Here is a 10,699-nt window from a genome sequence, read left to right on the forward strand (position 1 = left end):
GTTATCCCGAATTTTTTGAACGAAATCAGCATGGAAACAGGCTGAAAAATAAGGTTTCGGGATAATCCAACTTTCGGTATAACCACTTTTATCCCGAATTCGGGATAAGACTGGCAAGCGATGCTTCTGGCTATCCACTTTGCCAGAAGCGGCTTGTTGGGGAAACTCCCCAATCCCCTGTTGATCGCAGAAGTTCCTTCTGCGGCTGCGCGTTTTGCAAACGCTTTTTCCGGTCCTCGCCGTCTATCTTATGTATGGTCCAGGGCCGGACTTGTACGAAAGACAAAAAGAAAAGAGCCGGGTTTAGAGGTTTCACTTCCTCTGAACCCGGCTCTTTATCGTTTGTATAGGAGCATAACGCAGAACATCCAACTCTTTTTCCTGCACTACTCCTGCTGTTTCAGCTTCATGTCCCTGCGGATTGTGGTCTTGGCCGCCTTTAACAAATCCGTGAGTATCCGAATTTCATAGTCATCACAATCGTCCAGAAGCTCCTGGACTTCATGCGAGAACACGTCCTTGGAACGAATCACACTATCACAAAGGAACTCGTCCACTGAAACATCCAGGGCGTTTGCCAACGACACTGCCATCGGCAGACTCAATTTGGAATTGCCCGTTTCGATGTTGCTCATGTGCGTCACTGACAGCCCGGCCTTCTCCGCCAGCGCTTCTTGCGTCAAATCTGCCCGAATCCTTGCAATCTTGACCCGCTTTCCAATCGCTTTGTAATCCAACTCCATCTATAAGCCCTCATAGTATGGTTTGCTGATCTGGTTTCTCTTATTGTAAAGGACCCTGCATCGTTATATAATAGTCTGTGTAAATAGTTCATTTATACAGTTTAATTTTTCTCAAATTTGTGGGTCGAGTTATCCTTATAACAGCTTTTGCCGATGAGAGGGACACTATGATCTGTACATTTGCAGGGCACCGGGAGATTTTTGGCTTTGACCAATCCCACCTCATGGAGATACTGGAAAGCATCCTGGAATCAGAGCAGGAACTAACCTGTTATGTAGGCGGGATGGGAGAATTTGATTCACTCTGTGCCAATGCGGTCAGGGTTCTCAAGCATCGCCATCCTGAAAAAAACATTTTGCTGATCCTGGTTCTCCCCTATATGAAACAGTCCATAAACACCCACAGAGAATACTATCAAGAACGATACGATGACATCATTATCCCCACTGAGCTTGCAGGAATCCATTATAAGAAGGCCATTACGGCCCGGAATCGCTGGATGGTCGATCAATCAGACTGCCTTGTCTCTATGGTGTGGCGAAACTATGGAGGTGCATATCAGACGTTGAAATACGCAGAAAGATGTTCCAAGAGAATTTTTCGTATGGAGCCCAAAGCATAAGAGCTGCACCCGGAAGCTACAGCTCTTGTGTCGGACAAGATGAGTGAGAAAAATTTTTCAATTAGTGCCAAAAAATGCTGCTCTAATTCGTTTACATGGCAAGAAGGAATCTCTGGCAAAATGCAGCTGTATATGGCACAATAGAAACAGAATCAGTTTACATTCAGACCGCCCTGCCAAACGCCATAGCCATAGCCATACGGAAGGTGATGAAAATGGAATCCAGCCATACCGCCGCCCCCTACCTGTTTCAAATCAGTTCCTATGATATCAGCCGCCTTCTGCCCCAGGTGAGCAAAGCACTTGAAAAAAGGTCAGAATATCTTTCCCGGCAGCGCTATCCCAACATGTGGCGTCACATTGACCGCCTTCCCTCCCCCTCTCAAGGACCCAGTCGGAGCCGGCTGCGCACCAGGCTGTTCAGCGTCCTCTGCCTGGCGGCGGGGGTGATTCTGGTTGTGCCCGGTCTTATGCAGCCAAAGGAACTGTTGGTTCCCTTGGTGGCAGGCGCAGCCGCCATTGTACTGGGTATCAGCGGGTTATGGGCAACCAGAAAGAACCGTGAAAAGCCATTTGACCGCTCAGCCAGGCTGCTGCTGGAAGGGAAAGATCAAACCCCGGAAAGTCCTGCTCCGGTTGTTTCTTTCTCGGACCAGGGTATGACCTTCTCAGAAAAAGATAATACGGAGTTTGTACCGTACAGTGACTTTGAATCAGCATGGGAAACAGAAGACACCCTGCTTCTTGTGTTCGGGCAGCGTGTCACCCTTTTACAGAAACAGGATTTGGTGAAAGGCAATTTGCCCGGATTGTCCCGACTGCTTTCCGAAAAAGTCCCGACATATAAGTTGATTGCGCACGGCTGAGGTCCCTTACTGCGGAAAAGAAATCAAATAGGAGGATATCGCTATGGGAAAAAAGCTGTTTGTACTTGTTTTGACCGCATTGAGTTCCGCCTGTCTTGTACTTGCGCCGCATAACCGTCAGAGCGTACCCATGGAAAACAGCCTGATGGAAACAATCCGTTCAGCTCCTGTTGTGAAACTGGAATATGCGGACCAATCGGATCATCAGCAGGTCTTTGTTGATAACGCAGGTTCAACAGCTTCCATCGCAGATATGGACATTCAGGGCTCTCAGAATGGGTTCAGTGAAGAATGGCTCTATCGCTTCACCTACAATCCCCGCGAAAAGGTACGCGGCGGGCAGGAAATCGTCGTGCTTCTCGGCTCAACCTCCATGGAGATTGAGGGAACCACCTTCACCCCTGGAGACGGTGTTGCTTACGATGCAATTCTGGATTGGGCAGAAGGTGTATACAACTTTTACCAAGCCAGATAAAAAAGCCGCCATTATAATCTTGCTCCCTCATAGGAACAGGTCCAATCTATTTAAACCAGAAGATAAAACCAAAATGATTACCGCAATCGTCTCCATTGGCCAAGTGTATGGCGCTGAATATTGGCTGGCCGGATGGCTTCTGTGCGCCGCCCTATACTTTGTGTTTTTGCTGATCCAGGAAGTGAATCGGACCAGAACCGGCGCGGTCCATGTTGTCGTTTGGTTTCTGATTTCAGAGGCCCTCACCGATTTGATCTGGGCCGTTGTCTATTATGGCAACCCTAGATACATCAATTACGGTATTGCTGCTGTTTATGGCTTGCTTCTATGGCCCGTCCTCCTTCTTGCTGCCGGAGCCATCGCATCCGCTCAAAATAGAAAAAGCAACCGATCAGTTTAACTTCAAATGGAATCCAGGTTTCAATACGAAAGGAGTGTCCTACATGATTGATTTTCTGTCTGACATGATTCTCAGTAACCTTTTATTCTCTCTGCATGAAAAACATCCGGTTCTTTATGCTGTGGTAATGGGTTGTATCTTGGCCTTGTTCGCAGGAATTGCCGTTTTCTTTTACACCGTCGGCTCACCAGTAAAGGGAACCTTTATGGTGGTGTTTACCCTGCTGATGACTGTTCTGTTTGTGTACGGCCTCCGCAAGAATACCAAATCCTCCCGTCCCACCTGGAACTCCTGGTTTGACAAGCACCGTTAAAACAGATTGGAGCTCTTTATGAAGCAATGGACTTTTGGAAAACAGATTGGCCTGGGAATGATTCTGCTGTGTGTCTGCGGCATCCTGGCCGCTGTGCTGCACAATAGCATTTTTCTCAATCTGGCCTGGATTCTCTACGGCCTGCTGTTTGTGATCCATCCCGTCTACCCGGAACAGGCAAAGTTCCGCTACGGTGAAGAAGGTGCCCAAAAGATTGCCCGCATGGCCGGCCTTATCTGCATCGCCATTGGACTGATTACCCAGTTCGGAATATAATCTCCTGCTGCGGAAAAGATGAATTCCGAATTCTTTTCTCTAAAGACGGACAGAGAGGTTCTGGATATGGAACGCCACCATAACAACAAATGGAATCGTCACCTTTGTAAAATAGCAGCCATATATGGATTTATATGGGCGGCCCTTGCGATTTCCTTCTGGTTTTTTTATAACAATTCTCAAATGGCAATGCTCCATGTGATTGTGGTACAGTATGTCTCTTTGCCCATCATCATTTTTGTTTTCTCCATCATTATAGGTATACAGCGTTTACCCTTACGGCTCGCCTGGATCACACCAGTCCTCTTTTCCATTACATACTTGCTCTACAGCTTATTGACACTCTCACTTGCACAATTTGTCCTCGCAGGTGTCGCATCGTTTCCCGATATCGTCGATTTTATTGCCGCCATTCTCCTTTCAACCATTGGTATGCTGATCGGTACAGGGGCGGGAAAGCTGTGCAAAAAGGAATGAGCGCCTACCTATGCAGCCAGTCCCATCCATGTAACCGAGCAGAATGCGACAGGAAGGGGTCGTGTAATATGAAAAAGAAAACAACCGTCCTTATTGCAATCATCACCATCCTCATTTTGGCGGCAGCTGCATGGTTTTTCGGATACCACAACCGAAAAAGCACCGACAACTTACCAAGCCTTGCTGCCATCGCCCAAATGGAAGAAGCTGAGGTGAATCGGATTGTATGCGGCTACCGCAGGGGGCAGTTAGCCGAAGTTTGGGGCAGCCCTGATGAAAGCAGCCCCATGGAAGATATTTGGACGATCAAGGACAACATTACACTTACCGTCAATTACCACAACAATGATGACAAAGCCGTCATCTGTGGCCTGTCCAATCAGTAGAACCAGGAAGGACAATCGCATGGAATTCGTGTTAAATTTTTCTCTGAATTACATTGTATTGACGGCGGCGGGCTGTGTGTTCGTGATACTCCTCATTGTGCTGCTTGCAAAAAGAAAGTCACTGTCCAAAATCGCCAAACATAGCATCACCGTTTTGATGATCGTCCTTATCATCTATTTTTCATTTATTATTTGGATCACGATTGCTGCTGGAAGAAATCAGCCAGCAAATCCCCCTTCTCCTTTGCCTTCTCTATCCTATATTTACGGGAGGATACTGTGAAAAAGAATATCTTTGCCGCGCTGACGGCATTCTTTCTTCTGGCCGGCCTGACGGCCTGCAAAGCCAAAACGCCCCAGGATCTTGCATCGGAAGCCCTGAGCCTGGACCTTTCAGCCGGCAGCGAGGTTTCCTCTTATGATACCCACAGCGGCAACGGCGATGGAACATCCTGCATGGTTCTTTCCTTCCAGGACGATGCCGTTTTGGAACAGGTTCAGGCCAGCGATGCCTGGCATCCTCTCCCGGTTGACCAGACCACCCAGGTTCTTGTCTACGGCTTATCGGAGGAAACCGGTGATGCCTCCTGGCAGATCGGCCCTTTTCTGACGGATGACAGCGGCAATCCGCTGGTGCCGGCGGTTCAAAACGGATACTATGTTCTCCTGGATCGGCAGGCTGAAGGCGGCAAAGCCCCTGGGTCTGACATCCTGGACCGCGGCTCCTTCAATTTTACCTTTGGCCTCTATGACACCGACACAGACACCCTTTACTGCTGCGAGCTGGACACCTGATGGGCCTGAAAACTGGCCGCTGCTGCCCTGCGGGGAGGTTTTGGAATGATTGTCTATCTGCAAATGATCGACACCCCGGAGGATCGGTCCAAATTTGAGCAGCTGTACCTGGAATACAGGGGGCTGATGTTTCATGCGGCCAACCAGATCCTCCACAATGAACAGGACGCCGAGGACGCGGTACATCAGGCGTTCCTGAGCATTGCCCAGCATATCCAGAACATTGACCAGCCCATTTCTCCCAAAACCCGGTGCTATGTTGTCACCATCACCGAGAACAAGGCCATTGACCAGTACCGCCGCCGGCAAAAGCATCCCACCGTGGAACTGCAGGAGGAACTTGCTGGGGTCCCGGTTTCTTACGATGGAGAAAATCTTCTGGCGGCCTGTATCCTGAAGCTCCCCGCCCGGTACCGGGAAATGATCTTGCTGCGGTATCATCAGGGCTACAGCGTCAAAGAGGCGGCAGCCCTGATGGGCTTGTCCTTTTCCGCAGCTTCCAGCCTGGATTATCGGGCCAAGCGCAAGCTGAAAGAACTCTATGAAAAGGAGAACGCCCTATGCTGACCGACGAAATGCTCTGCACAGCTGCTGCCGAAGCCGACAGCGCCCTTTGCAATTCTCTCCTGGCCACCATGGGACAGGAGCACGTCTTTTCCGCCCGGTTTGAGCGCCGGATGAACCGGCTGCTTCACAGGGCGCGGCACCCGGTCTTATACCCGCTGCTGCAGCGGGCCGCCTGCTTCCTGCTGCTGGTCATCCTGGCCGGCACCACATGGCTCACCGTGGATGTCCAGGCACGGGCTGCCTTCTTTGCCTGGGTCCGGCAGCAATACGAATCCTTTACCGAATATCGCTTTGTGGCATCTGCGCCGGATTCCCTTGACCTCTCCATTCCCGAACCTGCATGGGTTCCCGAGGGTTTTGAAAAGCAAAAGCAAACCATCACTGACACCACCTCCATGATGGTTTACACCGACAGCGATGGCCGGATGATCTCCTTCATCTATTCCCGCGGGGCAGACGCCACCAGCCTGTTCCTGCTCCCCCAGGATGCTGTGATGCAAACGGTTTCGGTGAACGGACAGGACGCCGATTTCTACCTGGAAAGCGACCCGGAATCCGCCAACGCTCTGGTCTGGCTCTCCGCCTCCGGCGACACCATCTACTGCCTCACCGCTCCCCTGCCGGCATCCACACTAATTCAGATTGCGGAAAGCATCCCCGCTTGATCTCATTGAAACACAAAGGAGGTAATCACTATGAGAAAACTGCTATTGGCACTGGCCGTCACCCTAGGACTACTTCTAAGCATTTTTCTGGCTGCCTGCTCCCGGACGGTGTACATCGAACTGCCCTTTGAGCCGGCAGATCTGGACAAGGTTGAGATGTTCCGCTTTCAGAATCCAGCACAAGCCCAGAAAAAAATCATCACTGATCCTGTAGACATGAAAATCCTATGCGACCTGCTGGAAAGCATTTCCCTGAAGGACAAGAAAACCGAACCTGTTGCCGGTGGCTCTGTGACCAGCTTCCGGTTCCATTGCACCGACGGCAAGACCTATGAAGTTGTTTATTCTGCCATCGCTGTGAAATCCGGGCGGATTAAAATGACCGACTGGGAAACGGACTATTTCACCTCCGCCGACCTGGGAGCCTGCTGGAACAACTACGACTATCCGGTCACAGACGTAGCTGAGAGCGAGCTGCCAGCGCTCTACTGAGCTGCTTGGTGCCGTAAAAACAGGCTGTCCTTTCCCTGCAAGGAGGAAACACGATGAAGAAACTGCTTTTTGGCATGATGCTGTTTTGTTCTGGTTCCCTTTCAGCTGCCATGCTGCTGGCCGGCTCCATGGCAAATGATTGGACGCTGAACGGCCAGTCCTCTGCTCTGTGGAATATCTCCCGGTACGGCCTTCTGCCTGCCCTGTACACCTTCCTGGGACTGACCCTTCTAGGACTGGTGATTGCTGTATGGGGCTTGTTTGACCCTGAAAAATGAACCAACACGTTTGCTTATGGCAGGTTTATATGCAAAAACGTAAACAGGAAATTAACTTCAAGGTGTTCTGAACACAGGAGGCTGAATAATATGCAAAAACGCGGCCTTATAATGGTTGCCTGTGTGGTTCTCCTGGCAGCTATCGTCTATATTGGGATGCACTTCTTTCCCAGCAGCCCGGAGGGCTATATAGATATAGTCGAAGTTGGAGAAATAGAAAAGTACACGGAGAAAGAACTTCAGGATAAAATGTTAGGCCAGTACCGTGTTAATATTGACGAGAAATGGGGCAAATCAAATAAGATTGAAAGTAACGCAGACACGGATGTCTATGAATTCGATGATATTTCGTACAAGATCATTTTAACATTCGATGGAAATGGACAGGTAATTGATTTAGAGCGCATCAAAAAACAATAGAACTGTTTGTCACATCAGTTAGAGTAAGGAGCACCGACAAACAGTACAAGCAGGCAGCGGCTTTTTAAGACAAAGCCGCTGTTTTTATGTGCATTTTTTAATAAGATTCATGGTCACCTGTGACAAAAATAAAAGCCGGACGCAGGGGCATACAGCCCCCACGTCCGGCGGTTTCTGTTTCTGATCTCAGTCGCGGTCAGTCTGACGATCTTTCTCCTTGTCTTTTTCCTTGTCCTGGTTCATAATCCGGTCCACGTTGGCCTTCACCGTCAGCAGTTCCCGCATCTCATCGCGGGCGCGGCGGTACTCCGGGTAGAGCTTTCTCTTTTCGGCCAACAGTTCCTGATACTCTGTGCTCAGCTCCTTGACCTTGGGCAACTTCTTCAGTTTCCGTTTGTCAAAGGCTGCTTTGGCAGCCTTGTGGAGCAGGATGTCTCCCTCATGCTCGGCCAGGAACTTTTTGCTGTACCCGGCTTTCCGGTAAGCCTCATATACCTCTCGGGTCTTGGCATAGTTGATGATCTGCGTTCGCAGCTCTGCAATCTCGGTCATCCGGTTTTCCGCCGCCTTGATCCGGGCGGCCAACGCATCATAGCGGGCCGTGGCAGAGGATGCCTTTTCTTTCAGGACCGCATAGTCCATCAGGTTATGCTCCGACAGATACATCATGGTCTGGGCCATCTGCTTCAAGTTGAACATCTTGGCCCAGTTGGCGTACCCCATGCCCTTCCCTGCCTGGAGTTTTGCCTGAATATCTACCAGTAGGTTGATCTTGGGGGGTGCCGGTACAGCGGCAACAGACTTTTTGCGCGGCGTGTGCTCTTTCTCCCCGGACAGAACTGCAGCCACATCCTCCTGGGTGTAGCCTTTGCCCAAGCTGCTCATGCGGGCCGGCTTTTTCCAGCCAGGGGCACAGAGGGTGATGTTCTTCCCTCTCTGGCCAACCGTGCAGCCCGACTGTTCCAGCTCCTTCAGAAAGGCCGGCATATCTGCCGGTTTTCTGGCCAATGCTTCGTCGATTGCAGTGCGCAGCAGCTCCCGGTGAGACGGCTTGGCCTGATCGCCCAGCCATTTGTTGTAGCTCTTTCCATGGGGCTTTGGATTCTCCACGATGGAGTATCCGTTCTCAATGCAGATGGTGTCGCTGAGCCGCCGCACCGCCCGGGTGCTGCCCCAGAAATTGCGGAATTTCCGGTCGCAGTCCAGGTTAACTGCACTCCAAATGATGTGATTATGAACATGGGCCTTGTCGATATGGGTGCAGACAATGAAAGCGTGATTGCCTTTGGTGAACCGCCGCGCCATCTCCACGCCGAGGCGGTTTGCCTCCTCCGCTGTGATCTCTCCCGGCACAAAGGATTGCCGCAGGTGATAGGCAATCACATCATCCTTGCCCCGTACCCTGCCCGTGGCTGCTGTATACTGCCGCTTGGCCAACAGGAACTCGGCGTCCGCAGTCCGGCTGTCACAGGCATAGCTGGTGACAAGCCTGCCGTCATCCGTCTTTTCCGGGTTCTTTACATACCCGATGATATCCCGGATGGCGCGTCTCACGGTTCGGCCCTTCCCGGTGTGCAGCGGCATGATGCGGGTGGTGGCCATGACATTCCTCCCACTAAAAAAGGCGGCCTGTAATTTCAGGCCGCCCTATTCCGTATTAAGTTCATTCCATACTTTTCTTCCGACTACAGCGGAAGATAGTGAATCTCACAGTCTGCTTTGGACTGAGCATACATAATGGTATTTCTTGTTCCTCCCGGAGTTCCATTGTACGCTGCAATCACCAGTGATGAGTGATCGACCATCCAGATATTGCGCGTCTGGAATACGTCTGTTGAATAACCGGGACAGATATAGATTACTTTATCTGCCTGTTTGATAACCCGACAAAATCGTTCTGTCCAATCACCTTCCCACCGCATTCCAAATCCCCTAAACGGAACTGCACAGATCAATCTAACCTGGGGATGCTGCAAAACCAGTTCAGCTCCCCAGATGTCCACGCCCTTGGCCATTCCTGAGATAAAGGTTGTATATCCTTCCCGGATTGCATCCTGAATGGCTGCTTCAAGTTGTGCGATGACAGCCTGCTCTGAAATCTTCAACTTTTCCGGACGGTGTCCAGTAAAACAACAGGTGCGTTCTCTCATTCCCAATTCACTCATCACAGCCACCTTTTCCGCTTGCACAGTGTATCGAGGAAAGCACATCCTGATACAGAATAAAATCACTTTCTCACTCCTATCCTCATTATACTATATTGTGATTATATCCACAATATGCAGCTTTCCGCAGGCACCCTATAATTAAATAAATTACGTTTGGGGAAGATGGTAGGCCGCATGATTGATTTCAGCCCATTGTGGGAGACAATGCAAAAACGCAACATCACACAATACCAGCTCTTGAAGAATGGCATCGACAACAAAACGCTTGATGCTCTTAAAAAGAACAAGAACATTACCTTGCTTACGCTGGAAAAGCTTTGCGACATCATCGGATGCACCCCAAACGATATCGTATCTTTCAAAAAGTAAGGCTGTCGAGAAAAAATCCCGACAGCCTTTTTTCATTCATAGACACTTTCCTGAATCAGATACCGAAGCCCTTGAATCTTGCCCAGCAGCCATAGCGTAGCGGTAGGCAACCCAAAAGGACTTGCCAAAAAAGCCAGGATCAAGTAGATGATGCCACCAGTTACAGACGAACCGAGGAACAAGAGCACCGCACAAACACAAAGGATCAGGCTGACCAGTCCCAGTACCGCGCTGGAAACACACACCAGCCATGTGCAGAACCAGACAACTAGGGTGTATCTGAGAAGTCGGCTCATATGTGCAAAATGGAGAAAATGACAGCAGAAGCAGCAAGGAAAAGAAAAGCCTGAAAAGAATCCGCTCTCTTATCATAGCGGGTAGCGATC

20 protein-coding genes are annotated in these 10,699 nt (G+C 50.1%); 16 read left to right on the forward strand and 4 right to left on the reverse strand.

The window, feature by feature from the left end:
- Window positions 1-386: 386 nt before the first annotated feature.
- Entirely contained in the window at window positions 387-743 is a 357-nt protein-coding gene (locus tag B5E67_RS14670; RefSeq protein ID WP_087323380.1) for a helix-turn-helix transcriptional regulator, read from the reverse strand.
- Window positions 744-910: 167 nt separating this feature from the next.
- Here B5E67_RS14670 and B5E67_RS14675 point away from each other — a divergent pair, with 167 nt between their 5' ends.
- The 15 genes from B5E67_RS14675 to B5E67_RS14745 all read left to right on the forward strand — a co-directional run bounded on the left by B5E67_RS14675 (window position 911) and on the right by B5E67_RS14745 (window position 7,776).
- Window positions 911-1,366, forward strand: coding sequence for a hypothetical protein (locus tag B5E67_RS14675; protein WP_087385847.1), 456 nt, complete (start codon window positions 911-913; stop codon window positions 1,364-1,366).
- Between the two features lie 215 nt (window positions 1,367-1,581).
- Window positions 1,582-2,232 (forward strand): YcxB family protein, encoded by a 651-nt coding sequence (locus B5E67_RS14680; protein ID WP_087385848.1) that lies wholly within the window; start codon window positions 1,582-1,584, stop codon window positions 2,230-2,232.
- Between the two features lie 43 nt (window positions 2,233-2,275).
- Complete coding sequence (locus B5E67_RS14685; RefSeq protein ID WP_087385849.1) at window positions 2,276-2,707, forward strand: hypothetical protein; 432 nt, start codon at window positions 2,276-2,278, stop codon at window positions 2,705-2,707.
- Between the two features lie 73 nt (window positions 2,708-2,780).
- A complete protein-coding gene (locus tag B5E67_RS14690; RefSeq protein ID WP_087385850.1) occupies window positions 2,781-3,107 on the forward strand; it encodes a hypothetical protein in 327 nt (108 codons plus the stop codon).
- Window positions 3,108-3,150: 43 nt separating this feature from the next.
- On the forward strand, window positions 3,151-3,420 hold the full coding sequence (locus B5E67_RS14695; RefSeq protein WP_087385851.1) for a hypothetical protein: 270 nt from the start codon (window positions 3,151-3,153) through the stop codon (window positions 3,418-3,420).
- Window positions 3,421-3,438: 18 nt separating this feature from the next.
- The gene (locus B5E67_RS14700; protein WP_087323368.1) at window positions 3,439-3,696 is read left to right on the forward strand and encodes a hypothetical protein; all 258 of its coding nucleotides are present in this window, start codon (window positions 3,439-3,441) and stop codon (window positions 3,694-3,696) included.
- Between the two features lie 66 nt (window positions 3,697-3,762).
- Window positions 3,763-4,173, forward strand: coding sequence for a hypothetical protein (locus B5E67_RS14705; RefSeq protein ID WP_087385852.1), 411 nt, complete (start codon window positions 3,763-3,765; stop codon window positions 4,171-4,173).
- A 68-nt stretch (window positions 4,174-4,241) separates the two neighbouring features.
- Window positions 4,242-4,559 carry a hypothetical protein gene (locus tag B5E67_RS14710; RefSeq protein ID WP_087323363.1) on the forward strand — a complete coding sequence of 106 codons (318 nt, stop codon included), beginning with the start codon at window positions 4,242-4,244 and terminating at the stop codon, window positions 4,557-4,559.
- 19 nt (window positions 4,560-4,578) lie between these two features.
- Window positions 4,579-4,842 carry a hypothetical protein gene (locus B5E67_RS14715; RefSeq protein WP_087323361.1) on the forward strand — a complete coding sequence of 88 codons (264 nt, stop codon included), beginning with the start codon at window positions 4,579-4,581 and terminating at the stop codon, window positions 4,840-4,842.
- A complete protein-coding gene (locus B5E67_RS14720) occupies window positions 4,839-5,354 on the forward strand; it encodes a hypothetical protein (RefSeq protein WP_087385853.1) in 516 nt (171 codons plus the stop codon). Before B5E67_RS14715 ends, B5E67_RS14720 begins: the two co-directional genes overlap by 4 nt.
- A 45-nt stretch (window positions 5,355-5,399) precedes the next feature.
- Complete coding sequence (locus tag B5E67_RS14725) at window positions 5,400-5,921, forward strand: sigma-70 family RNA polymerase sigma factor (RefSeq protein ID WP_087323357.1); 522 nt, start codon at window positions 5,400-5,402, stop codon at window positions 5,919-5,921.
- Entirely contained in the window at window positions 5,915-6,586 is a 672-nt protein-coding gene (locus B5E67_RS14730) for a DUF4367 domain-containing protein (protein ID WP_087323355.1), read from the forward strand. Before B5E67_RS14725 ends, B5E67_RS14730 begins: the two co-directional genes overlap by 7 nt.
- A 30-nt stretch (window positions 6,587-6,616) precedes the next feature.
- Window positions 6,617-7,078 carry a hypothetical protein gene (locus B5E67_RS14735; RefSeq protein ID WP_087385854.1) on the forward strand — a complete coding sequence of 154 codons (462 nt, stop codon included), beginning with the start codon at window positions 6,617-6,619 and terminating at the stop codon, window positions 7,076-7,078.
- A 53-nt stretch (window positions 7,079-7,131) separates the two neighbouring features.
- Window positions 7,132-7,356, forward strand: coding sequence for a hypothetical protein (locus tag B5E67_RS14740; protein WP_087323351.1), 225 nt, complete (start codon window positions 7,132-7,134; stop codon window positions 7,354-7,356).
- 90 nt (window positions 7,357-7,446) lie between these two features.
- On the forward strand, window positions 7,447-7,776 hold the full coding sequence (locus tag B5E67_RS14745; protein ID WP_087385855.1) for a hypothetical protein: 330 nt from the start codon (window positions 7,447-7,449) through the stop codon (window positions 7,774-7,776).
- Between the two features lie 186 nt (window positions 7,777-7,962).
- On the opposite strand, the gene B5E67_RS14750 is transcribed toward B5E67_RS14745, so the two are convergent.
- Together B5E67_RS14750 and B5E67_RS14755 are read right to left on the reverse strand one after the other, a co-directional pair.
- Window positions 7,963-9,378 carry a relaxase/mobilization nuclease domain-containing protein gene (locus tag B5E67_RS14750; RefSeq protein WP_087385856.1) on the reverse strand — a complete coding sequence of 472 codons (1,416 nt, stop codon included), beginning with the start codon at window positions 9,376-9,378 and terminating at the stop codon, window positions 7,963-7,965.
- A gap of 83 nt (window positions 9,379-9,461) precedes the next feature.
- Window positions 9,462-9,926 (reverse strand): SLOG family protein, encoded by a 465-nt coding sequence (locus B5E67_RS14755; RefSeq protein ID WP_242957043.1) that lies wholly within the window; start codon window positions 9,924-9,926, stop codon window positions 9,462-9,464.
- 222 nt (window positions 9,927-10,148) lie between these two features.
- On the opposite strand from B5E67_RS14755, the gene B5E67_RS14760 reads away from it, so the two are divergent.
- On the forward strand, window positions 10,149-10,313 hold the full coding sequence (locus B5E67_RS14760; RefSeq protein ID WP_242957044.1) for a helix-turn-helix transcriptional regulator: 165 nt from the start codon (window positions 10,149-10,151) through the stop codon (window positions 10,311-10,313).
- Between the two features lie 32 nt (window positions 10,314-10,345).
- On the opposite strand, the gene B5E67_RS16150 is transcribed toward B5E67_RS14760, so the two are convergent.
- Window positions 10,346-10,609 carry a CD1845 family protein gene (locus tag B5E67_RS16150; protein WP_343286535.1) on the reverse strand — a complete coding sequence of 88 codons (264 nt, stop codon included), beginning with the start codon at window positions 10,607-10,609 and terminating at the stop codon, window positions 10,346-10,348.
- Between the last annotated feature and the right edge of the window lie 90 nt (window positions 10,610-10,699).

Source organism: Faecalibacterium sp. An122 (assembly GCF_002160895.1).
In the GTDB taxonomy this organism is placed as follows: Bacteria; Bacillota; Clostridia; order Oscillospirales; family Ruminococcaceae; genus Faecalibacterium.